This is a genomic window from Sphingomonas lenta (genome assembly GCF_002288825.1).
GTDB classification, from domain to species: domain Bacteria; phylum Pseudomonadota; class Alphaproteobacteria; order Sphingomonadales; family Sphingomonadaceae; genus Sphingomonas; species Sphingomonas lenta.
Genome location: NZ_NSLI01000001.1, coordinates 454,346 through 478,924, shown reverse-complemented (window position 1 = coordinate 478,924; position 24,579 = coordinate 454,346). Strand labels below are relative to the sequence as shown.

General features: G+C 69.3%; 23 protein-coding genes and 1 tRNA gene. 6 read left to right on the top strand and 18 right to left on the bottom strand.

Features of this window, described 5'->3' with window-relative positions; all coding sequences use genetic code 11:
- Positions 1 to 8: 8 nt before the first annotated feature.
- A complete protein-coding gene (locus tag CKY28_RS02255) occupies positions 9 to 1,043 on the bottom strand; it encodes a lytic murein transglycosylase (protein ID WP_095996694.1) in 1,035 nt (344 codons plus the stop codon).
- A 112-nt stretch (positions 1,044 to 1,155) separates the two neighbouring features.
- Here CKY28_RS02255 and CKY28_RS02250 point away from each other — a divergent pair.
- A tRNA-Ser gene (locus tag CKY28_RS02250) sits at positions 1,156 to 1,245 on the top strand.
- Between the two features lie 2 nt (positions 1,246 to 1,247).
- Here the strand turns inward: CKY28_RS02250 and CKY28_RS02245 are convergent.
- The 13 genes from CKY28_RS02245 to rpsB form a co-directional block, all read right to left on the bottom strand.
- On the bottom strand, positions 1,248 to 1,565 hold the full coding sequence (locus CKY28_RS02245) for a PilZ domain-containing protein (RefSeq protein ID WP_095996693.1): 318 nt from the start codon (positions 1,563 to 1,565) through the stop codon (positions 1,248 to 1,250).
- A gap of 35 nt (positions 1,566 to 1,600) precedes the next feature.
- Positions 1,601 to 1,831 (bottom strand): 50S ribosomal protein L31, encoded by a 231-nt coding sequence (gene rpmE / locus CKY28_RS02240; protein WP_095996692.1) that lies wholly within the window; start codon positions 1,829 to 1,831, stop codon positions 1,601 to 1,603.
- Positions 1,832 to 1,905: 74 nt separating this feature from the next.
- Positions 1,906 to 2,376: a 3-hydroxyacyl-ACP dehydratase FabZ gene (gene fabZ / locus CKY28_RS02235; RefSeq protein WP_095996691.1), complete on the bottom strand. Its 471-nt coding sequence runs from the start codon at positions 2,374 to 2,376 to the stop codon at positions 1,906 to 1,908.
- Between the two features lie 2 nt (positions 2,377 to 2,378).
- Positions 2,379 to 3,041: an OmpH family outer membrane protein gene (locus CKY28_RS02230; protein ID WP_245841507.1), complete on the bottom strand. Its 663-nt coding sequence runs from the start codon at positions 3,039 to 3,041 to the stop codon at positions 2,379 to 2,381.
- Positions 3,041 to 5,731: an outer membrane protein assembly factor BamA gene (gene bamA, locus CKY28_RS02225; RefSeq protein WP_095996898.1), complete on the bottom strand. Its 2,691-nt coding sequence runs from the start codon at positions 5,729 to 5,731 to the stop codon at positions 3,041 to 3,043. Before bamA ends, CKY28_RS02230 begins: the two co-directional genes overlap by 1 nt.
- Positions 5,732 to 5,852: 121 nt before the next feature.
- Positions 5,853 to 6,986, bottom strand: coding sequence for a M50 family metallopeptidase (locus CKY28_RS02220; RefSeq protein ID WP_095996690.1), 1,134 nt, complete (start codon positions 6,984 to 6,986; stop codon positions 5,853 to 5,855).
- Positions 6,987 to 6,999: 13 nt separating this feature from the next.
- Positions 7,000 to 8,154, bottom strand: coding sequence for a 1-deoxy-D-xylulose-5-phosphate reductoisomerase (locus CKY28_RS02215; RefSeq protein ID WP_095996689.1), 1,155 nt, complete (start codon positions 8,152 to 8,154; stop codon positions 7,000 to 7,002).
- Complete coding sequence (locus tag CKY28_RS02210) at positions 8,151 to 8,906, bottom strand: phosphatidate cytidylyltransferase (protein WP_095996897.1); 756 nt, start codon at positions 8,904 to 8,906, stop codon at positions 8,151 to 8,153. The genes CKY28_RS02215 and CKY28_RS02210 overlap by 4 nt, the downstream gene beginning before the upstream one ends.
- Positions 8,907 to 8,953: 47 nt before the next feature.
- A complete protein-coding gene (gene uppS, locus CKY28_RS02205) occupies positions 8,954 to 9,688 on the bottom strand; it encodes a polyprenyl diphosphate synthase (RefSeq protein WP_095996688.1) in 735 nt (244 codons plus the stop codon).
- The gene (frr, locus tag CKY28_RS02200; protein WP_095996687.1) at positions 9,685 to 10,242 is read right to left on the bottom strand and encodes a ribosome recycling factor; all 558 of its coding nucleotides are present in this window, start codon (positions 10,240 to 10,242) and stop codon (positions 9,685 to 9,687) included. The genes uppS and frr overlap by 4 nt, the downstream gene beginning before the upstream one ends.
- Positions 10,229 to 10,972 carry a UMP kinase gene (gene pyrH, locus CKY28_RS02195; RefSeq protein ID WP_095996686.1) on the bottom strand — a complete coding sequence of 248 codons (744 nt, stop codon included), beginning with the start codon at positions 10,970 to 10,972 and terminating at the stop codon, positions 10,229 to 10,231. Before pyrH ends, frr begins: the two co-directional genes overlap by 14 nt.
- 134 nt (positions 10,973 to 11,106) lie before the next feature.
- Positions 11,107 to 12,060, bottom strand: a complete 954-nt coding sequence (gene tsf, locus CKY28_RS02190; protein WP_095996685.1) for a translation elongation factor Ts — start codon at positions 12,058 to 12,060, stop codon at positions 11,107 to 11,109.
- Between the two features lie 94 nt (positions 12,061 to 12,154).
- Complete coding sequence (gene rpsB, locus CKY28_RS02185; protein ID WP_095996684.1) at positions 12,155 to 12,979, bottom strand: 30S ribosomal protein S2; 825 nt, start codon at positions 12,977 to 12,979, stop codon at positions 12,155 to 12,157.
- Between the two features lie 328 nt (positions 12,980 to 13,307).
- Between rpsB and CKY28_RS02180 the strand changes: the two genes are divergently transcribed.
- Positions 13,308 to 13,544 carry a hypothetical protein gene (locus CKY28_RS02180; RefSeq protein WP_095996683.1) on the top strand — a complete coding sequence of 79 codons (237 nt, stop codon included), beginning with the start codon at positions 13,308 to 13,310 and terminating at the stop codon, positions 13,542 to 13,544.
- Here the strand turns inward: CKY28_RS02180 and CKY28_RS02175 are convergent.
- Both CKY28_RS02175 and CKY28_RS02170 read right to left on the bottom strand, forming a co-directional pair.
- Positions 13,483 to 14,301 (bottom strand): CDP-alcohol phosphatidyltransferase family protein, encoded by an 819-nt coding sequence (locus CKY28_RS02175; protein ID WP_095996682.1) that lies wholly within the window; start codon positions 14,299 to 14,301, stop codon positions 13,483 to 13,485. The two genes, CKY28_RS02180 and CKY28_RS02175, sit on opposite strands and share 62 nt — an antisense overlap.
- Positions 14,298 to 15,029, bottom strand: a complete 732-nt coding sequence (locus tag CKY28_RS02170) for a phosphatidylserine decarboxylase (RefSeq protein ID WP_095996681.1) — start codon at positions 15,027 to 15,029, stop codon at positions 14,298 to 14,300. Before CKY28_RS02170 ends, CKY28_RS02175 begins: the two co-directional genes overlap by 4 nt.
- Before the next feature lie 287 nt (positions 15,030 to 15,316).
- Here CKY28_RS02170 and CKY28_RS02165 point away from each other — a divergent pair, with 287 nt between their 5' ends.
- From CKY28_RS02165 to CKY28_RS02155, 3 genes are all read left to right on the top strand, one after another.
- A complete protein-coding gene (locus CKY28_RS02165) occupies positions 15,317 to 16,537 on the top strand; it encodes an NADP-dependent isocitrate dehydrogenase (RefSeq protein WP_095996680.1) in 1,221 nt (406 codons plus the stop codon).
- 41 nt (positions 16,538 to 16,578) lie between these two features.
- Positions 16,579 to 18,348, top strand: coding sequence for a cation:proton antiporter domain-containing protein (locus CKY28_RS02160; RefSeq protein WP_095996679.1), 1,770 nt, complete (start codon positions 16,579 to 16,581; stop codon positions 18,346 to 18,348).
- Positions 18,349 to 18,416: 68 nt separating this feature from the next.
- On the top strand, positions 18,417 to 19,169 hold the full coding sequence (locus CKY28_RS02155; protein WP_095996678.1) for a hypothetical protein: 753 nt from the start codon (positions 18,417 to 18,419) through the stop codon (positions 19,167 to 19,169).
- Positions 19,170 to 19,246: 77 nt separating this feature from the next.
- Here the strand turns inward: CKY28_RS02155 and alaS are convergent, their stop codons facing one another.
- Both alaS and CKY28_RS02145 read right to left on the bottom strand, forming a co-directional pair.
- The gene (gene alaS / locus CKY28_RS02150) at positions 19,247 to 21,895 is read right to left on the bottom strand and encodes an alanine--tRNA ligase (RefSeq protein ID WP_095996677.1); all 2,649 of its coding nucleotides are present in this window, start codon (positions 21,893 to 21,895) and stop codon (positions 19,247 to 19,249) included.
- A gap of 36 nt (positions 21,896 to 21,931) precedes the next feature.
- Positions 21,932 to 23,176 (bottom strand): M24 family metallopeptidase, encoded by a 1,245-nt coding sequence (locus tag CKY28_RS02145; protein ID WP_095996676.1) that lies wholly within the window; start codon positions 23,174 to 23,176, stop codon positions 21,932 to 21,934.
- 82 nt (positions 23,177 to 23,258) lie between these two features.
- On the opposite strand from CKY28_RS02145, the gene CKY28_RS02140 reads away from it, so the two are divergent.
- Positions 23,259 to 24,578 carry a dicarboxylate/amino acid:cation symporter gene (locus CKY28_RS02140; RefSeq protein ID WP_095996675.1) on the top strand — a complete coding sequence of 440 codons (1,320 nt, stop codon included), beginning with the start codon at positions 23,259 to 23,261 and terminating at the stop codon, positions 24,576 to 24,578.
- Position 24,579 lies beyond the last annotated feature (1 nt).

The window sequence follows — 24,579 nt, the reverse complement described above, 5'->3', positions numbered from 1 at the left end:
GTTGAAGGTCAGCGCGCGATCGCGTCGGCGAGCAGGCCCACCGACAGCGCGTAATGGTTGGAGCAGTTATAGTCGAGGATGACGCGATAGTTGCCGGTCAGGAGGTACGCGGTCTCGCCCGGACCGTCGGGCTCGACCAGCGTAGCGAGCACGGTGTCGTTAGGCCACGGCTTGTCCTGCGGCGTGATCCCGAGCGCGCGCCATTCGGCCATGGTGCGCCAGCCGCTGTGCCGCTCGAAGACGCGGGGGCAGCGGGGCGAGACGAGACGGTTGCGGATGCCGGACCGGTCGAAGCCGGTCGGAACGGTGACCGCCAAACCCCAGGGCTGGCCGGGACGCCAGCCGGCGTTGACGAAGTAGTTGCCGATCGAAGCGAGCGTGTCGGCGGAGCTGCCCCAAATATCCGCGCGCCCGTCGCCGTCGCCGTCCCGCGCGAGGCGAAGGTAGACGGATGGCAGGAACTGGGGGTTGCCGGTCGCGCCCGCCCAGCTGCCCTTGAGCTGATCGCGCGACACGCCGCGATCCATCATCTTGAGCGCGGCGATGAACTCGCCCTCGAACAGCTGGCGGCGGCGACCCTCATAGCCGAGGCTCGCCAGGCTGCGCAGCAGGTCGAAGTTGCCGGTATAGCTCCCGTAATTCGTCTCGTGGCCCCAAATGGCCATCATGATCGAGCCAGGTACGCCCGTCTCGCGCTCGATCTGCGCCAGGCGAGAGCGTTGCGCGGCGTAGTTGGTTCGTCCGCGACCGATGCGCGCCGCGTCGACGTGGCTCGCGCGATAGGGCGCGAAGCGCGACGGCGGGCTGTTGGACGACGTGCTCTGACCGGGCTGCGCGCGGTCGAGCTCGACGACGCGCGGATTGAAGGTGAGGCCGGCGGTGCCGGCGTACACCGTCTGCGGGCGCACGCCCTGCGCGATCGCGCGCTGGCCGACGCTCTGGAGATAGCTCTGGAACCCACTCTCGTCCTGCGCACGGGCAGGACCGGCGCTCAGGACGATCGGCAGAGCCGCCCAGGCGAAATGACGAAAACGACGCGACATGTACTACGAGCCCCCACAGCCGCGATCACAGTGCCACAGCGCGAGTCGCAGGTGAACGGCGGCTCGTCGCGGCGCTTGCACATACCGTCGCCGCCGCTAAGTCGCGTCGCGAGGACAGGTGGCCGAGTGGTTTAAGGCAGCGGTCTTGAAAACCGCCGTGCGCAGAAGCGTACCGTGGGTTCGAATCCCACCCTGTCCGCCAGCTTAGGCCGGGTTCTCCGCGGCGAGCGTGTCGACCTGCTCCTGCGTCAGCGGCTCGCGAAATTGGCAGCCGGCGGTGAAGTCGTCGGCCCAGATCACGTCCGCCGCACGCTGGCCCAGGCCGGGCAGCGTAAGCCAGATCGTCCTACCGCGGCGGAGCGCCGAGTAGGTCTGGAGCTTGACGCCTAGCGTCGAGATGTTGAGCACGCGGCAGAGCGCGCGTTCCAGCCCTCCCCGCCCGAGCTGCGTATCGAGCGAGACCGGCGCGCGAGGAGCGCGGCGGCGATCGAGTTGGGCGAGTTCCCATTCGGCGGCGAACATGGTGCAGATGCTACACCGCCGTGGTTATCTCCGGGTTAACCGCGCTTGAGCGTCAGTCCGCCGAAGCGCTTGTTGAAGCGCGCCACCTGGCCGCCCGTGTCGAGCATCTGGCCGCGGCCGCCGGTCCAGGCCGGGTGCGCGAGCGGGTCGATGTCGAGCTGCATCGTGTCGCCCTCCTTGCCCCAGGTGGAGCGGGTCTCGAACACGGTGCCGTCGGTCATCTGCACCTTGATCATGTGATAGTCGGGGTGCGTGTCTTTCTTCATTTTCTAGCTCCTGTGATCGGCTGGTTTCCGACCAGCCAAAGGACGCGCCGCCCTAGACGCGGGCGGCTTCCGAGTCAAAGCGCGGCGGGCGGATCGGCGATCATCGCGGTGAACTGCGCTTCCGCAACGACTTGGCCGTCGATCTTAGCGCGGCCCGCGAACTTGCAGACCTTGGCGCGCTTCTGCACGAACTCGGCTTCGAGGCGGAGCAGCACGCCCGGCTCGACGGGTTTCCTGAACTTTGCCTCGTCGATCGCCATGAAGTAGACGAGCTTGCCCGTGCCGGAGAGCTCCAGCGATTCGACCGCGAGCACGCCCGCGGCCTGCGCGAGCGCCTCGACGATCAGCACGCCCGGCATGATCGGCCGGCCGGGGAAGTGCCCCTGGAAAAAGCCCTCGTTGATCGTGACCGCCTTAATCGCGGCGATGCGCTCGTCGAGCACCAGCTCCTCGACCCGGTCGACGAGGAGCATGGGGTAGCGGTGCGGGAGCGCCGCCATGACGGCGCGTATGTCGAGCGCGCGCGCTCCTGCCTCGCCGTCCATCCTCAGCGGCCCTGGTTACGACGCTGATTGCTAGCGGGCTGGGCCGGCGCGGGCGTCGTCGCGGCGGGAGCGGCGGCCTGCTGGCCCGCCTGACCCGGCTGCCAGCCCGCGGGCGGCGTGATGCCGACCGAGGGCACGAGGCGGTCGAGCTCGGTCACGATGGCCGGCGTGAGGTCGGCGGCGGGCTGCGCGAACAGCGCGGCCTGCGGCGTGAGGAGCAGCTGCACGTTGCGCGTCTTCACCGCGTTCTGCACGGCGGTGTTCAGCTGCCGCGCGATCTGCTCGACGACATAGGCCTGGGCGCGCTGCGCCGGCTCGGTCAGGCGGGCGAGCTCCTGCTGCGCGGCGCGCTCGCGCGTCTGCAGCGCCTGGGCGGCGGGGGCGACGCTCGCCTGCGTCGCGTTGGGCGCGCGCGTCGCGTTCTGATAAGCCGTGATCAGCGGCTGGAGCTCGTTCTGGAGCGCCTGGCGGCGCGTGTTCGCCTGGTCCAGCTGCGTCTTGTACTGCGTCTGGATCTGCTGGACGGCGGTCTGGAACGCGCGCGAGCGCTGGATCGCGCCCTCCGCGTCGGCGATGGCGATGCCGGCGACCTGCGCCTGGGCGGGCGCGGCGACGGCGGCCGGCGCGACGAACGCGGCGGCGAGCATGAGGTTCTTGGAGGTCATCAGAACTGCGTTCCCACGTTGAAGGTGATGAGCTTGTCGTCGTCGCCCTCCTGCTTGAGGAGGGCCCTGGCGATGTCGATACGTAGCGGACCGAAGGGCGAATTCCAGTTCACGCCGAAGCCGACAGACAGGCGCGGCTTGGCGGAATTGCCGAGGAAGCGCTCGGCGAAGGGTGGGATGGGCTGCGTCGTCGCGACCGTGTTCGGCGTGCTTCCGACGCAAGCGCCCGAGGCGTCCGGGACACCGACGGCGCAGAGCGTCGTCGTCGCGGCGCTCGAGCCGGCAGGCGTGTAGAGGTAGAGCTGCCTGCCCGACGCGTCCAGCAACGGAAAGGTCAGCGGCTGCACGATCGTGTTGCCGTTCGCGTCGGTCGTGGTCGGGAAAACGACGGTGGGCAGCGGCCGCGTGATCTTGAACAGGCTGCCGGCCTGCACGTAAACGCTCGGACGAAGGCCGAGCTCGCGCGCGCCGGAGCCCAGCGGGATCTCCAACTCGGCGCGGGCGAGATAGTAAGCGCGGCCGCCGAGCGCGTCGTCGACGATCTGGTCGCGGTCTGTCACCAGGACCTGCTGACCCGTATCCGGGTCTTCCGTGTACGGGATGCGCAGCACGCGCGGGCCGACGCCGCGAATGTCGAAGCCGCGGAAGTTAGGCTCGCCCAGGTAGAAGCGGTCGATGATACGCACGCGGTCGATGCCCGGCCCGCGGCTGTCCTCGAACGAGTGGATGTAACCACCCTCGCCCAGCACCGAGAAGATGAAGCCGCGGCCCACGTTCCAGAACTTGGACGCGTTCACCGTGCCGCGGATGTACTTCACGTCGCCGCCCAGGCCCGCGAAGTCCGCGTTGAGCACGAGCCGCTCGCCCGCGGTCGGACGCAGGCGCGAGTTAAGGCTATCGCGGATCAGCGAGAAGCCGATAGACGAGGTCAGGCGCTCGCCGAGCTGCTCGCAAATGTAGCGGCCCGCGCGCAGCGGATCGCACCGGCCATTGGTGAAGAACTGATCCTGGTCGAGGCTCACCTCGTCATAAGACAGGCCGTAGCGCCCCGCGAGCGACCAGTATTCCGTCAGCGGCACGCCCGTGCGCAGCTGAAAGCCGGTGCGCGTCTGCTCATAGGTCGTCTGGCGATCGTTGCCGATGAAGTTGAACGAATTGAAGTCCTGGCGGAAAACATCGACGCCGACCGCGATGTTCTTGTCGAACAGGTACGGCTCCTGGAAGCCGAGCTCGACCGACTTCGAATAGGTGGAGTAGTTGACGCTCGCGCGCAGCTCCTGGCCCTTGCCGCGGAAGTTGCGCTGGGCGATCGCCGCCTGGATGATGAACCGCTCCAGGCTCGAGAAGCCGGCGGAGAGCTGGAGCTCACCGGTCGAGCGCTCCTCGACGGGCGCCTCCAGGATGATGCGGTCGGGCGTGTCGCCCGGCGTCTGCTTGATCTCGAACTTGTCCTGGAAAAAGCCGAGCGAGTTGATGCGGTCCTGGGTGCGCTTGACCTGGAAGCTGTTGAACGCGTCGCCCTCCGCCACGCGGAACTCGCGGCGGATCACCTTGTCCTGCGTCTGCGTGTTGCCCGTGATGTCGATGCGCTCGACATAGGTGCGCTGCTGGGGCGCGATGTTGAAGTTGATCGACATCGTGAGGTTCTCACGATCGCGCTGGAATTCGGGATTCACCTCCGTGAAGGCGTAACCGAACAGGCCCGCCGATTGGCTGAGCTGGTCGATCGAGTCCTCGATGAACTTGGCGTTGTACCAGTCGCCCTTCTTCATCGGCAGCGCGCGCGCGAGCGCTTCGTTGTTGAAGTCGCGGATGTCGCTGTCGACGGTCACGTCGCCGAACTTGTAGCGCGGCCCCTCCTCGACGACGTAGGTGATGATGAAATCGCGCTTGTCGGGCGTCAGCTCCGCGACCGCGGAGGTCACGCGGAAGTCGGCGTAACCCTCCGTCAGGTAGAACTGGCGGAGCTTTTGCTGGTCATAGGCCAGCCGATCCTGATCATAGGACGTGTTGGACGAGAAGAAGCGGAACAGGCGCGCCTGCTTGGTCGCCATCTGCCCGCGCAGGTCGTCGTCGGAGAACTGCTCGTTGCCGATGATGTTGATCTGGCGGACCTTGGACTTCGGCCCTTCGCTGATCTCGAAGACGATGTCGACGCGGTTCTGGTCGAGCGAGACGAGCTGCGGCTCGACCGTGGCGGCGAAGCGGCCCTGGCGACGATAGAGCTCGACGATGCGCGCGACGTCCTGGCGCACCGCGGTGCGGCTGAACACCTGACGCGGCGCGAGCTTGATCTCCTTGGTGATCTTGTCCGACTTCAGCCGGCGATTGCCCTCCAGGATCACGCGGTTGATGATCGGGTTCTCGCGCGTACGGATGACGAGGTCGCCCGTCTCGACGCCCGCGATCGTCACGTCCGCGAACAGGTCGGAGCCGAGCAGGTCGGTGATCGCCTGGTCGACGATCTCGTTGGTGTAGGGCTGGCCGATGCGCAGCTTGGTATAGGAGAGCGTCGTCTCCGGCTCGATGCGCTGCGACCCCTCCACCCGGATCGACTTGACGATCCGCTGCTCCGCCTGCGCGGGCGCGGCTTGCGTGGCTTGGGGCTGAGCAGGCGCGGTCTGGGCCTGTACGGGCGCGGCCGGCTGGGCGGGTGCGGTCTGGGCGAACGCGGGAACGCCCGACAGCATCGTGCCCGCCAGCAGCAGACCGCCCGCGCGCGCGAAAAGGGAATCGGAAATCACGGCCACTAAACCCACCCCGCCAAACAAACCTGAATTACGCCCCGCGGGGCGCCCTGCCCCACTAAGTTCAGCCGATCAAGTCGGCTAGGTTCCTCCACAGCCCGAAGCTGCCCAAATCGTTGAACGTGACCAGCACCATCAACGCGAGCAGCGCGGCCAATCCGCCGCGGAACGCCCATTCCTGCACCTGCGGCTCCAGCGGGCGGCGGCGCACCGCCTCGACCGCGTAGAAGAGCAGGTGACCGCCATCCAGCATGGGGACTGGCAGCAGGTTGATGAACCCCAGATTGATGGACACGAGCGCGAGCAGGAACACGAACGCCTCCGGCCCGAGCGCGAGCTGCTCGCCCGAGACCTTGGCGATCTGGAGCGGGCCGCCAAGTTCGCTGATCGGACGGCGGCCGGAGATGATCTGACCTAGCGTCTCGACCATCAGCTGCACGATCTCGCCCGTGCGGCGCACGGCGACGACGGGCGCTTCGGCGAGCCCAACGGGGACGATCACGGGCCGGGACGGCCCGACGCCGAGCCGTCCGAACCGGTATTCGTTGCCGAACCGGTCGCGCTCGCGCCGCGTGCCGAGCACGGCCTCCGTGCTCCCGGCCGCGCCGTCGCGCACGAAATCGACGCGGACGCGCTCGCCGGGATGGATCTTGGCGAAGCTCGCCAGATCCTCGAAATATTCGACCTCGCGGCCGTTCAGCGCGACGACGCGGTCGCCCGGCCGCAGACCGGCCGCCGCGGCGGCGCTGCCCTGCTCGACCACACCCACGGTCGCGGGCGTGCGCGCGTCGCCATAGGCCACCGCGAAGCCGCCCAGGATCAGCATGGCGAGCAGGAAGTTCACGACCGGGCCGGCGGCGACGATAATCGCGCGCTGCCACACGGGCTTAGCCTGGAAGGTGCGCGCGCGCTGCTCCGGCGGAAGCGCGAGCCACGCCGCGTCGGGCTGGCTGGCCGGGTTCATGTCGCCCGCGAACCTGACGTAGCCGCCCAAGGGCAGCCAGCCGAACTTCCAGCGCGTGCCGCGCTTGTCGGTGAAGCCCGCGACCTCGCGGCCGAAACCGATCGAGAACGCCTCCGCATGGACGCCGAACCAGCGGCCGGCGAGGTAGTGACCCATCTCGTGCACGAAGACGAGCGGGCCGATCACGAGGACGAAGGCGAGGACCGTGAACAGGACGCCGGGGGACTGAAGCAAAGACGAGAGTCCTTTACGCGGAGACGGCCACCCTGGCCTCGGCGATCGTCCTCGCCCGCGCATCGACGGCGAGAACGGCTTCGAGCGTCTGAGGCGCGGGCGGGTCGTACCGTTCCAGCGTATCATTTACGATTGCGGCAATTTCTAGGAAATTAACGCGGTTAGCGAGAAATGCCGACACCGCGACTTCGTTGGCGGCGTTGAGGATGGCGGGCCGGGCGCCGCCCGCCGCGAGCGCCTCGCGCGCGAGCCGGAGCGCGGGGAAGCGCTCGAGGTCCGGCGCTTCGAAGTCGAGCCGGCCTATCCGCACCAGGTCGAGCGGCTCCATCGGCGTCGCCATGCGGTCGGGCCAGGCGAGGCAATAGGCGAGCGGCGTCCGCATGTCCGACGGCCCGAGCTGCGCGAGTACGGAGCCGTCGACGTAATCGACGAGGCTGTGGATGATCGACTGGCGATGGACGACGACCTCGATCCGCTCGTGCGCGATCGGGAACAGGCGCGCGGCCTCGATCAGCTCCAGGCCCTTGTTCATGAGCGTGGCGCTGTCGATGGAGATCTTGGCGCCCATGGACCAGTTGGGGTGCGCCACCGCCTGTTGGGGCGTGACGGCGGCCATGCGGTCGAGCGGCCAGTCGCGGAACGGCCCGCCGCTCGCGGTCAGGATGACGCGGCGGACGCGCTCGGGGCGTTGGAAGTCGAAGCACTGGAAGATGGCGTTGTGCTCGGAGTCCGCCGGGAGCAACGTCGCGCCGCCGCGCCGGGCGGCGTCGAGGATGACGTCGCCCGCGGAGACGAGCGGCTCCTTGTTGGCGAGCACCACCGTGCCGCCGTTCTCGACCGCGGCGAGCACGGGCTCCAGCCCGGCGCAGCCGACGATGGCGGCGACGGTGAGGTCGACCGGCAGGCGCGCGGCGTCGGCGAGCGCGGCAGGTCCGCCCGCCGCCTCGACGCCGGTGCCGGCGAGCGCTTCGCGGAGCGCGGGCAGGCACGCCTCGTCGGCGACGACGGCGAGCTCGGCGCGCGTACGGATCGCGGCGGCGGCGAGCGCCCGGGCGTCGCGATTGGCGGTGAGCGCGCGGACGCGGAACCGGTCGGGCGCGCGTTCGATCAGGTCGAGCGCGGACGTGCCGATCGACCCGGTCGCACCCAGAATGCTGACGGTCCTCACCCGGCCAGCCCGGGGAGGAGGACCAGAAGCATCGCGACGGGCGCGACGGGCACGACGCCGTCCAGCCGGTCGAGCACGCCGCCGTGGCCGGGCAGGATGTGGCCGCTGTCCTTGACGCCGGCGCGGCGCTTGAGGCTGCTCTCGAACAGGTCGCCGAGCTGCGCCAGCACGGCCAGCAGCGGGGTAGCGGCGGCGAGGCGGAACGGCAGGCCGGCGCGCATGTGCAGCAACGCCCCCAGCGCCGCCGCGAGCGCGACGCCGCCCAGCAAGCCCGACCAGGTTTTGGACGGACTGATGCGCGGGGCGAGCTTGGGGCCGCCGAGCGTGCGGCCGGCGAAGAACGCGCCGATGTCGGTCGCCCAGACGAGCGCGAGCGACCAGAGCGCGAGCACCAGCCCCGCCTCCTCCCGGCGCAGGATCACGAGGGCGAGCACGGGCAGGCCGCAATAGATCACGCCGCTCGCGAGCTGCGTCCGGCGGGTGACGATGGCGACGAAGAAGCCCGCGCCGATCAGGAGGCCGAGCGTGAAGAAGTAGCGGCTCTCCAGGATCAGCGACGCGGGCGCCATGAGCGCGAGCGGGACCGAGAGCGCGAACTGCGCGGTCCGCTTCTCGCGCTGGGTCGCGCCCGACAGGTCGGCCCACTCCGCCATCATCAGGAGCGAGATGACGACGCAGAGCAGCCAGAAGGGGACGCCGCCGAGGAGGAGCGCCAGGGTCGCCACGGCGATCATCGCGACGCTCGCGACCATCCTGAGGCGCAGGTTGGACGGCGTGCGGAACTTCTGGTCGGGTTCGGTCACAGGCCTCCATAGCGGCGCTGGCGCCCGCCGAACGCCGCGACCGCCTCGCGCAGCGCCGCCTCGTCGAAGTCGGGCCAGAGCGTGTCGACGAAGAGCAGTTCGGCATAGGCCGCCTGCCAGAGGAGGAAGTTGGACAGCCGTTGCTCCCCGCTCGTGCGGATGAGGAGGTCGAGCGGCGGCAGGTCGCGCGTCTGGAGCTCGGCCTCGATCGCGGCCTCGTCGATCCGGTCGGGCGGAAGCTTGGCGGCGCAGCGGCGGGCGGCGGCGGCGAGCTCGGCCTGCGCACCGTAGTTCAAGGCGATGGCGAGGATCGGGCCGTCATTGCCGCCGGTGCGCGCGACCGCGTCGTCGATCATCTCCACCACGTCTGGCGCGAAGCGGCGATAGTCGCCGATGACACGGAGGCGCACATTCTCGCGCACCAGCTCGTCGAGGTCGGAGCGGATGAAATGGCGGAGCAGGCCCATGAGGTCGCTGACCTCCTCCTCGGGCCGGCGCCAGTTCTCGGAGGAAAAGGCGTAGAGCGTCAGCGCCTCGATGCCGATCGCGCGGGCTTCGCGGGTGACGCGGCGCACCGCCTCCACGCCCGCCTTGTGGCCGGCGAAACGGGGCAGGAAGCGCTTCTTCGCCCAGCGCCCGTTGCCGTCCATGATGATGGCGACGTGGCGCGGGATCGTGCCCGTGGCGGGCGCGGCGAGCGCACCCGCGGCCTGGGCGGCCGTCGAGCTCACCGCCCCAGGATTTCCTTCTCCTTGGCCTGCGCGGCCGCGTCGATGTCGGCGATGGTCTTGTCGGTCAGCTTCTGGATGTCGTTCTCGTGCCGCTTGCGCTCGTCCTCGCCGAACACGCCCTTCTTCTCGTCGACTTTAAGGCTGTCCATGCCGTCGCGCCGCACGTTGCGGACCGCGATCTTGGCCTTTTCCGAATATTGGCCCGCGATCTTGGCGAGCTCCTTGCGGCGCTCCTCCGTCAAATCCGGGATAGGCAAGCGCAGGCTCTGGCCGTCGTTGATCGGGTTGAGGCCGAGCCCCGCGCTTCGGATCGCCTTCTCGACGGGACCGACGTTCGACTTGTCCCAGACCTGCACCGACAACATGCGCGGCTCCGGCGCGGAGACAGTGGCGACCTGGTTCAAGGGCATATGCGAGCCGTAAACCTCGACGGTTACGGGATCGAGCAGCGCGGTCGATGCGCGGCCGGTGCGAAGCCCGCCCAGATCGTGCTTCAGCGCCTCCACGGCGCCCGCCATGCGGCGTTCGAGGTCGGCCTTGTCATACGCCGGCATCGGCTAGCTCCTGTTGGTTCTGAATGATGGTGGAGGTGCCGCCGCCGCTGAGCACGCTCGCGAGCGCGCCGTGGTCGCGGATGTTGAACACCACTATTGGAATGCGGTTCTCGCGGCACAGCGCCACGGCGGCGGCGTCCATGACCTGGAGCTCGTCCGCCAGCACCCGGCCGAAGGTCAGCGTCTCGTAGCGCTTGGCATTGGCGACCTTCTTGGGATCGGCGTCGTACACGCCGTCGACGCTGGTGCCCTTGAACAGCGCGTCGCAGTTCATCTCGGCGGCGCGGAGCGCGGCGGCGGTGTCGGTGGTGAAGAAGGGATTGCCGGTGCCGGCCGCGAAGATGACCACGCGGCCCTTCTCCATGTGCCGCTCGGCGCGGCGGCGGATATAGGGCTCGCAAACGCTGGCCATGGGAATGGCGGACTGGACGCGCGTGTCGACGCCGATCTTCTCCAGCGCGTTCTGCACGGCGAGCGCGTTCATCACGGTCGCGAGCATGCCCATATAGTCGGCGCTCGCGCGATCGAAGCCCTTGGCCGCGCCCGCCAGCCCGCGGAAGATGTTGCCGCCGCCGACGACGACGCAGAGCTCATGCCCGGCCTGCTTCGCCTCCGCGATCTCGCCCGCGACGCGGTCAACGGTGGCGGGGTCGATGCCGAACTGGCCGGGGCCCATCAGGACCTCGCCCGAGAGTTTCAGGAGGATGCGTTTGAAGCGGCGGTGGGACATGTGAACTCAGGCTGCGGGGCAGGAAGCGGCGCGGACCTTAGGCGGGGGGTGTGCCCGTATCAACCGTTACATGCGGGACGCGAAAAGGGCCGCCCCGGATCGTTCCGGGACGGCCCTTCCCTGGCCCGATCAGCTTAAGCAGTCGGCTCGGGCTGCTTGCTCTGCGACACGCCCGACGCGGCGGCGACCTCGGCGGCGAAGTCAGACTGCTCGCGCTCGATGCCCTCGCCCAGCTGGAAGCGGACGTAATCCTTAAGCGTGATGGTCGAGCCCGCGTCCTTGCCGGCCTTGGCGACGACGTCGGAGATCTTGGTTTTGCCGTCCATCACGAACAGCTGGCTGACGAGCGCGTGCTCCTTGCGGAACTTGGCCACGCTGCCCTCGACCATCTTGGCGATGATGTCGGCGGGCTTGCCGGACTCGGCCGCCTTCTCCTGCGCGATGGCGCGCTCGCGCTCGATCAGGTCGGCGGGCAGGTCCTCCTCGTTCAGCGCCTGCGGGAAGGCGGCGGCGATGTGCATCGCCAGCTGCTTGCCGAGGTCCTGGAGCGCGGCCTCCGGCGCCTCGGACTCGAGCGCGACGAGCACGCCAATCTTGCCCAGGCCCGGCGCGGTGGCATTGTGGACGTAGGACACGACCGCGCCCTTCGACACTTGGAGCTGCTTGGCGCGGCGAAGCGTCTGGTTCTCGCCGATCGTGGCGATGTTGTTGGTCAGCACGTCGGCGACCGAGGTGCCCGACGGCATGGACGCGCCCTTCAGCGCTTCCAGATCGTCGCCCTGCGCCAGCGCGATCTGGGTGACCTCACGGACGAAGTTCTGGAACTGCTCGTTCTTGGCGACGAAGTCGGTCTCGGAGTTGACCTCGACGGCCGCGCCGCGCGTGCCGGAGACGGCGACGCCGACCAGGCCCTCGGCCGCAGTGCGGCTCGACTTCTTGGCGGCGGCGGCGAGGCCCTTGGTGCGCAGCCAGTCCATCGCGGCGTCCATGTCGCCCGCGGTCTCGTTCAGCGCCTTTTTGCAATCCATCATGCCCGCGCCGCTCTTCTCGCGCAGGTCCTTGACCATCGCTGCCGTGATCTCGGCCATGTTCGTGATCCTTCTATGGGTAATGTGAGTGCGGGCGGAGTCGGCCGCTCTGAAAGCGCCCTGCCCCGCCCGCGTGTCAGTTCAGCGACAGGGTTTAGGCGTCGATCTGACGCTCGCCTTCCATCGCCATCTCGGGCTCGGTCACCGCGGCCGGGGCCTCCGGCTCGGCGGAGAGGGCCTCCTCGGCGGGCGGGGCGTCCATCGCGCCGATGTCGACACCGCGACGCTGCTGCTGCTCCTGGCCGCCGCGGGTGGCGGCGATGGCGATCGCCTCGCAGTAGAGGCGGATCGCGCGGCTCGCGTCGTCGTTGGCGGGCACCGGGAAAGCGATGCCGTCGGGCGAGACGTTCGAGTCGAGGATGGCGACGACGGGAATGCCCAGCGTGTTCGCTTCCTTGATCGCCAGCTCCTCCTTGTTCGCGTCGATCACGAACATGACGTCGGGGACGCCGCCCATGTCGCGGATGCCGCCGAGCGACAGCTCGAGCTTGTCGCGCTCGCGGGTGAGCTGGAGCACCTCCTTCTTGGTGAGGCCGGCGGTGGCGCCGCCCAGCTGCTCCTCGAGCGACTTCAGGCGCTTGATCGAGCCGGAGATCGTCTTCCAGTTGGTGAGCATGCCGCCCAGCCAGCGGTGGTTGACGAAGTGCTGGCCCGCGCGGCGCGCGGCGTCGGCGACGGGCTCCTGCGCCTGGCGCTTGGTGCCGACGAACAGGACCTTGCCGCCGGACGCGACAGTCTGGCTGACAAATTCGAGGGCGCGCGCGAAGAGCGGCACGGTCTGCGACAGGTCGAGGATGTGGACGCCGTTACGGTCGCCGAAGATGTAGGGCTTCATCTTCGGGTTCCAGCGATGCGTCTGGTGGCCGAAGTGCGCGCCGGTCTCGATAAGCTGCTGCATGGTGACGACGGGTGCCGCCATTGGGATAACTCCTTCCGGTTAAGCCTCTGGGAAGCGGATGACGCGAGCCGTAAACGGCCGGCGCACCGGGCTATGTTGCTTCCCATGCGGGGTTGAGGGCCGCGCGCCTAGACGAAAACCGGCGGCCGGGCAAGCGGAACGAATCGCTTGACGCCAGGAACGTTCCTGGAACATACCAGCACCAGAACAGGATCAGACCACGGTGATTCGAGGTTCCGGGCCTAAGTCGCTCGGAACAGCGGAAATTTTTGGTCCGGTACGGGAACAGCGCGCGGGTTCAGCCGTTTAGGGCTTCAGAACAAGTTCGCGACATGCAGGGAGTGCGGACATGGTTGCGGTTTTGGGGGTCGTGATTTTCTCGGGCGCTTTCATCTTCTCCGTCGCGGTGATCGCGGCGATGATCGTGCCGCAATGGCGTCGTATCGCGCGCCTCGCCGCCGGCAACGTGGAGCCGGGCTTTACCCCGCTCGCCGAGCTGGCCCGCGCCGAGCGCCGCATCCGCGTCAACCGCTGGGCGTCGGCTCCGGTGCCGCAGCCGATCCGCCGCCTGCGCGAAGTCGCCTGACCTTCGCATAAGCCGCGACGCTGAAGGGCAGCGTTGCGAGATAGGTGAGCGCCACCGCGCTCAGCGTCACCCAGGGCGCGGTCACCAGCGCGGCGAAGATAACCACCACGAGCGCCAGCGCCTCGAACCTCACGTTCCGTCTCAGGCGGAACGAGTTCCACGAGAAGGTCGCCAAGCTCGACACCATCAGCAGCGCGATCAGCGCCGTCCAGGGCGCGACGAGATAGGGCGAGCGCAACGTGTCCTCGCCCGTCACCAGCCACAGGAACAATGGCGTCAGCGCCAGCCCCGCCCCCGCGGGCGCGGGAATGCCGGTGTTGAAGCCGGCGGACTTGTGCGGCTGGTCCTGCTCGTCGATGCGCGCGTTGAACCGCGCGAGGCGGAGCGCGCAGAACACCGCGAAGATGAGCGCGCATAGCCAGCCGATCGGCTGGATCAGCGATAGCGACCAGAGATAAAGGATCAGCGCGGGCGCGACCCCGAACGAGATCGCGTCCGCGAGCGAATCGAGCTCCGCGCCGAAACGGCTCTCGCCGCGCAGCAGCCGCGCGATGCGGCCGTCGATGCCGTCGAGCGCGCCCGCCAGCACCACCATCGTCGCCGCGAGTTCCCAACGCCCGCCGATCGCGAAGCGCACGCCCGATAGGCCGGCGCACAAAGCGAGTGCGGTGATGGCGTTGGGCGCGACAGCCCGGAGCGGCAGGCCGCGGGGGCTACGCCGGGGCGGGCGTAGGTTGGAGGATCTGGGCGGGATCATTGGCTGATGCCGCCGATGGGCGCGCCGCCGCGCCGCCCGATCACCGTCTCGCCGGCGATGGAGCGCTGGCCCAGCGTCACCTGCGGGGCGTAGTCGTCGGGCAGGTACACGTCCACGCGGCTGCCGAAGCGGATCAGGCCGACGCGCTGGCCGGCCGCGACCATGTCGCCCGGCTTGACGAAGCCGAGGATGCGCCGCGCGACCAGCCCCGCGATCTGCGTGAAGCCGACGCGCTCGCCGTCCAGCCCCTCGACGACGAAGAGCTGGCGCTCATTCTCGTCCGACGCCTTGTCGAGGTCCGCGTTCACGAACTTGCCGGAGATGTAGACGACCTGCCGGATCGTGCCCGCGACGGGGCTGCGGTTGATGTGGACGTCGAACACGCTCATGAAGATCGACACGCGCACCCGCGTCGGGTCGGCGATGCCGTTCGGCCCGTCCATCTCGCGCGGCACGGGGACGCGCGCGATCATGGTGATCAGCCCGTCGGCGGGCGCGACGATCAGCCCCTCCCCCGTCGGCGTGGTGCGCACGGGATCGCGGAAGAACGCCGCGACCCAGATCGTCACGCCGACCAGCGGCCAGAACAGGACGTGGCTGACCAGCCAGGTCAGGAGAAGCGTGATCCCGGCGGAGATGCCGACGAACTTCAGGCCTTCGGGATGGACGGCGGGGAAGCGCCACTTCACGGTGGACGTGACCACCGGAGGCTTTTCGGTTGATGCCATTCGTCGCGGTCTATCGGGGGTTAGCCGGCGGCACAACCTCGGGGTGGGGGCTGTCCTACAGGCGCCGGTACTGCTCCGATCGGCGCATGACCTGCGCCCGCGCCCGCTCCGCCGCCCAGCTTCCCTCCGGTTCGAAACGCGTGGGGCGAATAGCGCGATGACGTAGCCTGAACTTACTGAACTTTGGAACGTGCGGTACGGCGGCCCCGAGTCGGGCCGGGCTGCCGGTTGATCCCCGCCCCCTTCCCTCCTACAGCCCGCGCGAACGCCCACAAGGACGAGAGAATATGGCCAAGATCAAGGTGAAGACGCCCGTCGTGGAGATGGACGGCGACGAAATGACGCGGATCATCTGGGAGTGGATCCGCGAGCGCCTGATCAAGCCCTACCTCGACATCGAGCTCGATTACTACGACCTCGGCATCGAGCACCGCGACGGCACCGAGGACAAGGTGACCGTCGACGCCGCCAAGGCGACGCAGCGCTACGGCGTGGCGGTGAAGTGCGCCACCATCACCCCCGACGAGGCGCGTGTGCAGGAGTTCGGCCTCAAGAAGATGTGGAAGTCGCCCAACGGCACGATCCGCAACATCCTAGGCGGCGTGATCTTCCGCGAGCCGATCGTGATCAAGAACGTGCCCCGCCTGATCCCCGGCTGGACGCAGCCGATCGTCGTCGGCCGCCACGCCTTCGGCGACCAGTATCGCGCGACCGACTTCCGCGTGCCCGGTCCCGGCAAGCTCACCATGAAGTTCGAGGGCGCGGACGGCCAGGTGATCGAGCACGAGGTGTACGACTTCCCCGCCGCGGGCGTCGCGATGGGCATGTACAACCTCGACGACTCGATCCGCGACTTCGCGCGCGCGTCGATGCACTATGCGCTCGGCCGCGGCTGGCCGCTCTACCTTTCGACCAAGAACACGATCCTCAAGGCCTATGACGGCCGCTTCAAGGACATCTTCCAGGAGATCTTCGACGCGGAGTTCGCGCCCCAGTTTAAGGAGAAAGGCGCGGTCTACGAGCACCGCCTCATCGACGACATGGTCGCCTCCGCGCTGAAGTGGTCGGGCGAGTTCGTCTGGGCCTGCAAGAACTATGACGGCGACGTGCAGTCGGATCAGGTGGCTCAAGGGTTCGGCAGCCTCGGCCTCATGACCTCCGTGCTGCTGACGCCGGACGGCAAGACCGTCGAGGCGGAGGCCGCGCACGGCACCGTCACCCGCCACTACCGCCAGCACCAGCAGGGCAAGGCGACCTCCACCAACCCGATCGCGTCGATCTTCGCCTGGACGGGCGGCCTGAAGTATCGCGGCAAGTTCGACGGCACTCCGGACGTGACCCGCTTCGCCGAAACGCTGGAGCGCGTCTGCGTCCAGACGGTCGAGCAGGGCCAGATGACCAAGGACCTCGCCATCCTGATCGGCCCCGACCAGCCCTGGATGACGACCGAGCAGTTCTTCGAGGCGGTGCGGGTGAACCTCGAAGCCAAGATGGCGAGCTGGCAATAAGCGGCTGACTTGCCGGGGGCCGAGCGGCTAGGCTCGGCCCCGTGGCGATCGAGATCAACAACCAAGGCGTCAGCGACGCGCTCGTGATACTGGGCGCGGCGGGGCTGGTGATCCCCGCCTTCGCGCGCTTCCGCATCAGCCCGGTGATCGGGTTCATCCTGGTGGGCATCGCGGTCGGGCCAGCGGGGCTCGGGGCCTGGGTCGCGGACTACCCGTGGCTCTACTACGTCACCATCTCGAACCAGCCGGCGATCGAGCCGTTCGCCGAGTTCGGGATCATCCTGCTCCTCTTCTCCATCGGCCTGGAGCTCAGCTTCCGGCGGCTGTGGACGATGCGGCGGCTCGTCTTCGCGCTGGGCGCGGCCGAACTGCTGGGCGCGGCCGCCATCGTCGCGGTGGGGCTGCACACAATCGGGCAGGACTGGCCCGGCGCGATCGGGCTGGGGCTGGCGCTGGCGCTGTCGTCGACCGCGTTGGTGCTGCCGCTCGCGGGCACGACGAGCGCGGTCGGGCGCGGCGCCTTCTCCATGCTGCTCTTCGAGGACGTGGCGCTGGTGCCGATCATCTTCGCGCTCGGCGTCATGTCGCCGCGCGGCGGGGCGGGCCTGGACGAGGCGGCGATGGTGGCGGTGCGCGGCGTGCTGGCGGTGGGAGCGCTGTTCATGGCGGGCCGCTTCGTCCTACCGCGCCTGTTCGCGCAAGCCGCGCGAACCAAGAGCCCCGAGCTGTTCCTCGCGGCGTCGCTGATGGTGGTGATCGTCGCAAGCGTGGTCACGGTCGCGGCGGGCCTGTCGCCGATCGTGGGCGCGCTGATCGCCGGACTGCTGATTGCGGAGACCGAGTATCGGGCCGAGGTGGAGGCGATCACCGCGCCGTTCCGCGGCCTAGCGCTCGGCGTTTTCCTGATTACAGTCGGCATGAGCCTCGACCTCAGGCTCGTCGCGGCGAATTGGCCGAGTCTGCTCACCGCGCTCGTGTTCGTCGTCGCGGTGAAGACGGTGGTCACCTTCCTGCTCCTGCGCGTCGCCAACGCCCGGCGCGGCGTGGCGGCGGAGACGGGGCTGCTGATGGGCTCGCCGTCCGAAACGACGCTGATCGTACTCGCCGCCGCGCTCGGCGCGGGGCTGATCCAGCCGTCGACGGCGTCGTTCTGGCAGACGGTCACCGCGATCGGCCTGACGCTCACGCCGCTGCTCGCCAAGGGCGGGCGGCTCGCGGCGCGGTGGATCGAGCGGCGGGGCGAGCCCGTCGAGATGGCGATCGGGCCGGAGGGGCCGGGCACCGTCGTCATCGGCTTCGGCCGCGTCGGGCGCATGGTGGCCGACATGCTGACCGTTCATCGCCAACCATACGTCGCGATCGAGGCAGATATCGACGCGGTCGCGGCGGGCAAGCGCAAGGGGTACAAACTCATCTTCGGCGACGCGTCACGGACGGAGCTGATCGAGCGGCTCGACCTCGCCCACGCCCGCGCGCTGATCCTGACGATGGACGATCCGGTGCTGACCGTGCACTTGGCGCGGCGCGTCCGGGCGCTCGCGCCCAACCTGCCGATCATCGCGCGCGCTCGCGACCCGGAGCACGCGACCGAGCTGTACCGCGCGGGCGTGACGGACGCGGTGCCGGAAACGCTGGAGAGCTCGCTCCAGCTCTCGGAAGCGGTGCTGGTCGATCTGGGCGTGGCGATGGGACCGGTGATCGCGTCGATCCACGAGAAGCGCGACGAGCTGCGCCAGGCGATCCGGCGCGACGCCGCGCTGGAGCGGGAGCCCAGGATCCGGCGGCTGCGCGGCCGGGAGGAAGTGGGCTGAGGTAAGCCGCGGGAACCTCCCTCCGGCGCGGCACGTTTTCATTCCGGGACAGTAAGGAGTATTCCCGCATGAAATTCCTGACCGGCACCGCATTCGGCGCCCTCACCTTCGTCGCCGCCGCGGCGAGCGCGCAGACCGCTCCGACTGCGGGCGCGCAGACCACGCCGGCTCCCGCCCCCGCCGCCGGAGCGCAGGCGACCGCCACCCCGACCGTCGGCGCGACCGTGTACGACTCGACGGGCGCGGTGCTCGGCCAAATCAAGCAGGTCACGCCGCAGGCCGTCGTCGTCGACGTCGGCGGCACGCCCGCGGCTCTGCCGCCGACCTCGATCAGCGCGGGTCCACGCGGGTTGCAGGCGACGGTCTCGCGCGCCGACGTGGAGGCGCAAGCCCGACAGGCGCAAGGCCAGGCGCTCCAGCAACAGCTGACCGCCGGCGCGCAGGTGCGCGGCGCGGCGGGCGCTACGATCGGGACCATTAAGTCGGTCGACGGGACCAACGTCACCGTGACCACGCCCAAGGGCGACGTTGTTCTGCCGGTGAGCGGCTTCGCGGCGGGCCCGAACGGCCCCGTCGTCGGCCTGACGCAAGCGCAGCTCGACGCGGCGATCACGGCGGCGGGCGGCGGATCGGCCTCGACCGGCGCCAGCAGCACCGCCGCGGAGACGACGGGTGCGGCCGACACCGGCGCGGCGACCACTACACCTGAGGCCGGCGCAGGCGCGGCCGCGGGTGCGGCGACGGGCGCTGCGGCGACGCGCGCGACCACGCGCACGCAGACGCGGACCCGCACGCGGCGGACGACTCGGTCGAACCGCTAAGCCACACTGTCAGAACGTTAACGGGCCGGAGCGGCGACGCTCCGGCCCGTTTCGTATTCCACTCGTTCCAGCATCCGTCAGGCCGCGGCCCGGGACTCCTCGACAGCCGCCCGGACGGCCGCGACGGCTTCGGCGGCCTTGGCCGCGTCGGGCCCACCGCCCTGGGCCATGTCGGGCCGCCCTCCCCCGCCCTGGCCGCCGAGCACGGCGACGGCGCGGCGGAGCAGGTCGACGGCGTTGTGGGTCCCGATCAGGTCATCGGTCACGCCGACCGCGACCGAAGCGCGGCCTTCGTTGGTGGCGACGAGCACCGCGACACCCGAGCCGACGCGCTTCTTAGCGTCGTCCACCGCGCCGCGTAGACCTTTGGCGTCGAAACCGTCGAGCACCTGGCCGATGAAGCCGACGCCGTTCACCCGCTCGGGACCGGCGGCCTCGCTCGACCCGCCGCCGAGCGCGAGAGCGCGCTTGGCGTCGGCGAGTTCGCGCTCGAGGCGGCGGCGCTCCTCGATGAGCTGAGCCACGCGGGCGGGCACCTCGTCGGGGCTCGATTTAAGCGCGGCGGCGGCCTCGCGCAGCTTCTCGTCACGCGCGTTCAGATAGGCGCGCGCTGCTTCGCCGGTCAGCGCCTCGACCCGCCGGACACCCGAGCTGACCGCACCCTCGCCGACGACTTTGAACAGGCCGATGTCGCCCAGCGCCGACACATGCGTGCCGCCGCACAGCTCGACCGAGTAGCGGCCGCCGTCCGTGCCCATGCTGACGACGCGCACCTCGTCGCCGTACTTCTCGCCAAACAGCGCCATCGCGCCCTCGGCGATCGCCTCGTCGGGAGTCATCAGACGCGTGGTGACGGGAGTGTTGGCGCGTACCTGCTCATTCACGTCGGCCTCCACCTGGGCGAGTTCGGCCGCGCTCATCGCGTTCGGGTGCGAGACGTCGAAGCGCAGCCGCTCGGGCGCGACGAGCGAGCCCTTCTGCGCGACATGCTTGCCGAGCCGCTCGCGGAGCGCGGCGTGGAGGAGGTGCGTGGCGGAGTGGTTGGCGCGGATCGCGGCGCGGCGGGCGCGGTCGATCCGGAGGCGAACGGGATCACCAACGCCGAGCTCGCCCTGCTCCACGCGCGCGTGGTGGACGTGGAGGCGGCCGAGCTGCTTCGACGTGTCGGTCACTTGCGCGCGCAACCCGTTCTCGCTGCCGATCTCGCCCGTATCGCCGACCTGACCGCCGGACTCGGCGTAGAAGGGCGTCTGGTTGGTGACGACCATCACCTCGTCGCCAGCTCCGGCCCGCTCCACACGCGCGCCGTCCCTGACGATCGCGACCACCGCGCCCTCGCCTTCCTCTGCCGCGTAGCCGACGAACTCTGTGCCGCCCGCCTCTTCGGCGATGTCGAACCAAAGGTCGTCAGACGCCTTCGCTCCCGATCCCTTCCAGGCGGCGCGGGCGGCGCGCTTCTGCTCGGCCATGGCCGCGTCGAAGCCGGCGCGGTCGGCGGCGAAGCCCTGCGCTCGCAGCGCGTCCTCCGTCAGGTCGTAGGGGAAGCCGTAGGTGTCGTAGAGCTTGAACGCCGTCTCGCCGGACAGCGTGCCGCCGGCCGACATGGACGCAGTCGCATCGTCGAGCAGGCGCAGGCCCTTGTCGAGCGTCTGCCGGAAGCGGGTCTCCTCCTGGCGCAGCGTCGCCTCGATCAGCGGCTGGGCGCGGACGAGCTCGGGATAGGCCGCGCCCATCTCGGCGACCAGCGACGGCACGAGCCGGTGCATCAGCGGCTCCTTGGCGCCGAGCAGGTGCGCGTGGCGCATCGCGCGGCGCATGATGCGGCGGAGGACGTAACCGCGGCCCTCGTTGGCGGGCAGCACGCCGTCGGCGACCAGGAAGCCGGCCGAGCGGAGATGGTCGGCGATGACGCGATGCGACGCCTTGTGCTCGCCGGTCGCGTGGGTGTGCGTCAACTCGGAGGAGGCGGCGATCAGCGCCTTGAACGTGTCCGTGTCGTAGTTGTCGTGGACGCCCTGCATCACCGCGGCGACGCGCTCCAGGCCCATGCCGGTGTCGATCGACTTCTTGGGCAGCTCGGCGACGATCTCGTTCGCCTCCTGCTCATACTGCATGAAGACGAGGTTCCAGATCTCGACGAAGCGGTCGCCGTCCTCGTCCGGGCTGCCCGGAGGGCCGCCGGGAATGTGCTCGCCATGATCGAAGAAAATTTCGGAACAGGGGCCGCAGGGGCCGCTGTCGCCCATGGCCCAGAAATTGTCCTTGGTGGCGATGCGGATGATCCGGCTCTCGGGTAGGAAACGCGTCCAGAGCGCGAACGCCTCGTCGTCGGTGTGGTACACCGTCGCGGTCAGCTTCTCGGCCGGCAGGCCCCAGTCGCGCGTCAGCAGCGTCCAGGCGTGCAGGATCGCCTGCTCCTTGAAATAGTCGCCGAACGAGAAGTTGCCGAGCATCTCGAAGAAAGTGTGGTGGCGCGCGGTGTAGCCGACATTGTCGAGGTCGTTATGCTTGCCGCCCGCGCGGACGCACTTCTGCGACGAGACCGCGGTCGAATAGGGGCGCGACTCCAGGCCGGTGAACACGTTCTTGAACGGCACCATGCCAGCGTTGACGAACATCAGCGTCGGGTCGTTCTGCGGCACCAGCGGCGCGGAGGGTACGGCCTGGTGGCCGGCGCCGGCGAAATAATCGAGGAAGCCGCGGCGGATGTCGTTCGTGGAGGTCATGCGCGCGGCTTAGGGGAGACGCGCCCGGCCCTCAAGCTAGACCGGCTGCTCGATCGAGGCAGGTGGCTGGCTGAAGTAGCGCGGGCCCGTGTCGGTCATGTAGAAGCAGTCCTCCAGGCGGACGCCGAACTTGCCGGGCAGGTAGATACCGGGCTCGTTGGAGAAGCACATGCCGGGCACGAGGCGCGTCGTCTCGCCGCGGACGAGGTTGACGGGCTCATGGCCGTCGAGGCCGATGCCGTGGCCCGTGCGATGCGACAGGCCGGGGAGCTTGTAGTCGGGGCCGTAGCCGAGGCTCACGTAGTAGCGGCGCACAGCGTCGTCGACCTGACCGGCGGGCGTGCCAAGCTTGGCTGCGGCGAACGCGATGCGCTGACCCTCGGCCATGTGGTTCCAGACGCGCGCGACCTCAGCGGTGGGGCGGCCGAAGACGCCGGTGCGCGAGACATCGGATTGGTAGCCCTGGACGGTGCAGCCGCAGTCCATGAGCACGACCTGGCCGGGGGCGACGCGGTGCACCGCCTTCATGCCGTGCGGGTAAGCCGACGCTTCGCCGACCAGCACCAGCGCGAACTGAGGATCCCCGCCGAGCTTGCGGGTGGCGGCGTTCATCAATGCGCCGATCTCCGCACCGGTCATGCCGGCGTCGATGCGCGGCCAGGTCCAGCGATAGGCGGCGATCGTCACGTCGGTCGCGGCCTGCATCAGCGCGATCTCGGCGGGCGACTTGATCATGCGGCAGGCGCGTACGACGGGGTTGGCCGAGACGAGCCGCGCGCTGGGGAGCGCGCGGCGGAGGCCGTCGACGGCGAAAAAGCGCGCGGTCTCCTCGATGCCGATCGGGCGTGCGGCGAGCTTGCGGTCGCGTAGGAAGCCCGCGACCACCTGCGCCGGATCCTCATGCTCCTGCCACACGCGGATCTCGGCGGGGATGGCGAGCGACTCGCGGACGCTCGGCTCCTCGAAGAAGGGCGTCACGATCATCGGCTCGCCCTCGGCCGGGAGCACGGCGGCGGTCAGGCGCTCCGAACGGCCCCAGCGGACGCCGGTGAAGTAGACGAGGCTCGCGCCCGGCTCGATCAGGACGGCGCCGATGCCGTTCTCCCGCATCAGCGCCTGCGCCTTCGCGAGACGCGCGGCGCGCTCGGCGGGGGTGATCGGCCGGACGCCGGTTGTGAGGTCGGTGAGCGCGCTCAGGTCGGGCTCGGCGGCGCGGAGGATGGCGGGGACGAAGGGCGTCGACAGCGCGGCTCCGAGCGCCTGGCGGCGGGTGGTCAGCATGGTTTCAAGCGATACGGCGCTTGACCGCGCCCTCGCAATCCCGTTCCGTGCCTGCGACTCCTCCCCTGTTCGAAAGCGTGTGATGGGCAAGCGGCTCACCTACCAAATCTTGATCGGCCTGGTGCTGGGCCTCGTCGTCGGCATCGCGCTCAACCTGTCGATCGGCGACGGCTCGCCCGCGGCGACCGCTCGGCTGACGGAGATCGCGGGCTATTTCTCGATCGTGACGACCTTGTTCCTGCGGCTCATCAAGATGATCATCGCGCCGCTGGTCTTCTCGACGTTGGTGGTCGGTATCGCGCATATGGGCGATACGCAGGCGCTGGGACGCGTCGGCTTCCGCGCGGTCTCGTGGTTCATCGGTGCGAGCTTGGTGTCGCTCAGCCTGGGGCTGCTGCTCGTCAACCTGTTCCAGCCGGGCGTGGGGCTCGGCATCCCGATCCCGCCCGCGGAGGCGGCGAGCGGCGTCGACCGGGCGGCGTTCAACCTTAAGGACTTCATCACGCACATCGTGCCCGCGTCGATGATCGACGCGATGGCGAAGAACGAGATCCTGCAGATCGTCGTCTTCTCCATCTTCGTAGGCGTGGGTATCACGGCGGTCGGCGAACGCGCGGCGCCGCTTGTGCGTGGCGTGGACGGGCTGGCGCAGGTGATGCTGCAGGTCACCAACTACGTCATGCGGTTCGCCCCGTTTGCGGTGTTCGCGGCGGTGGCGGGGACGCTGGCGGAACGCGGGCCGGCGATCCTGGGCAGCCTCGCCTACTTCATGGGCACCTTCTACGTCGGCATGGCGATCCTGTGGGCGCTGCTGATCGGGGTATGTTTCCTGATCGTGGGCGCGCGGACGGGGCTGCTGGTGCGCTACATCCGCGAGCCGCTGATCCTGGCCTTCTCGACGGCGTCGTCGGAGGCGGCGTATCCGCGGACGCTGGAGGCGCTGGACCGGTTCGGCGTGCCGCCGCGCATCGCCAGCTTCGTGCTGCCGCTGGGCTACTCGTTCAACCTGGACGGGTCGATGATCTACATGACCTTCGCGACGATGTTCATTGCGCAGGCCTATGGCATCGAGCTCAGCGTCGCGCAGCAGATCACCATGCTGCTCGTGCTGATGGTCACGTCCAAGGGCGTGGCGGGCGTGCCGCGCGCGAGCCTGGTGGTGATCGCGGCGACGCTCGCCTTCTTCGACATACCGGAAGCGGGGCTGCTGCTGATCCTGGCGGTGGATCACTTCCTCGACATGGGGCGGTCGGCGACCAACGTCGTCGGCAACGCGGTGGCGAGCGCGGTGGTGGCGAAGTGGGAGGGTCAGCTCGACGTGTTGGAGCCCGCCGATATCGACCCGCTGCCCGCGCCCTCGGGCCACGGGCCGGCGGTGGACCGGGACAGCTTCCGCGAGTAGC

What these genes read in the sequence shown, in the direction of transcription:
- CKY28_RS02165 (WP_095996680.1), top strand. Translation starts at nt 15,317, where the DNA reads ATGGCCAAGATCAAGGTGAAGACGCCCGTCGTGGAGATGGACGGCGAC.
- fabZ (WP_095996691.1), bottom strand. Translation starts at nt 2,376, where the DNA reads ATGGACGGCGAGGCAGGAGCGCGCGCGCTCGACATACGCGCCGTCATG.
- rpsB (WP_095996684.1), bottom strand. Translation starts at nt 12,979, where the DNA reads ATGGCGGCACCCGTCGTCACCATGCAGCAGCTTATCGAGACCGGCGCG.
- frr (WP_095996687.1), bottom strand. Translation starts at nt 10,242, where the DNA reads ATGCCGGCGTATGACAAGGCCGACCTCGAACGCCGCATGGCGGGCGCC.
- CKY28_RS02175 (WP_095996682.1), bottom strand. Translation starts at nt 14,301, where the DNA reads ATGATCCCGCCCAGATCCTCCAACCTACGCCCGCCCCGGCGTAGCCCC.
- CKY28_RS02245 (WP_095996693.1), bottom strand. Translation starts at nt 1,565, where the DNA reads ATGTTCGCCGCCGAATGGGAACTCGCCCAACTCGATCGCCGCCGCGCT.
- CKY28_RS02180 (WP_095996683.1), top strand. Translation starts at nt 13,308, where the DNA reads ATGGTTGCGGTTTTGGGGGTCGTGATTTTCTCGGGCGCTTTCATCTTC.
- CKY28_RS02255 (WP_095996694.1), bottom strand. Translation starts at nt 1,043, where the DNA reads ATGTCGCGTCGTTTTCGTCATTTCGCCTGGGCGGCTCTGCCGATCGTC.
- CKY28_RS02140 (WP_095996675.1), top strand. Translation starts at nt 23,259, where the DNA reads ATGGGCAAGCGGCTCACCTACCAAATCTTGATCGGCCTGGTGCTGGGC.
- CKY28_RS02155 (WP_095996678.1), top strand. Translation starts at nt 18,417, where the DNA reads ATGAAATTCCTGACCGGCACCGCATTCGGCGCCCTCACCTTCGTCGCC.
- tsf (WP_095996685.1), bottom strand. Translation starts at nt 12,060, where the DNA reads ATGGCCGAGATCACGGCAGCGATGGTCAAGGACCTGCGCGAGAAGAGC.
- CKY28_RS02210 (WP_095996897.1), bottom strand. Translation starts at nt 8,906, where the DNA reads ATGGTCGCGAGCGTCGCGATGATCGCCGTGGCGACCCTGGCGCTCCTC.
- CKY28_RS02170 (WP_095996681.1), bottom strand. Translation starts at nt 15,029, where the DNA reads ATGGCATCAACCGAAAAGCCTCCGGTGGTCACGTCCACCGTGAAGTGG.
- rpmE (WP_095996692.1), bottom strand. Translation starts at nt 1,831, where the DNA reads ATGAAGAAAGACACGCACCCCGACTATCACATGATCAAGGTGCAGATG.
- CKY28_RS02230 (WP_245841507.1), bottom strand. Translation starts at nt 3,041, where the DNA reads ATGACCTCCAAGAACCTCATGCTCGCCGCCGCGTTCGTCGCGCCGGCC.
- CKY28_RS02145 (WP_095996676.1), bottom strand. Translation starts at nt 23,176, where the DNA reads ATGCTGACCACCCGCCGCCAGGCGCTCGGAGCCGCGCTGTCGACGCCC.
- pyrH (WP_095996686.1), bottom strand. Translation starts at nt 10,972, where the DNA reads ATGTCCCACCGCCGCTTCAAACGCATCCTCCTGAAACTCTCGGGCGAG.
- alaS (WP_095996677.1), bottom strand. Translation starts at nt 21,895, where the DNA reads ATGACCTCCACGAACGACATCCGCCGCGGCTTCCTCGATTATTTCGCC.
- bamA (WP_095996898.1), bottom strand. Translation starts at nt 5,731, where the DNA reads ATGCTGTCGGGCGTTCCCGCGTTCGCCCAGACCGCACCCGCCCAGCCG.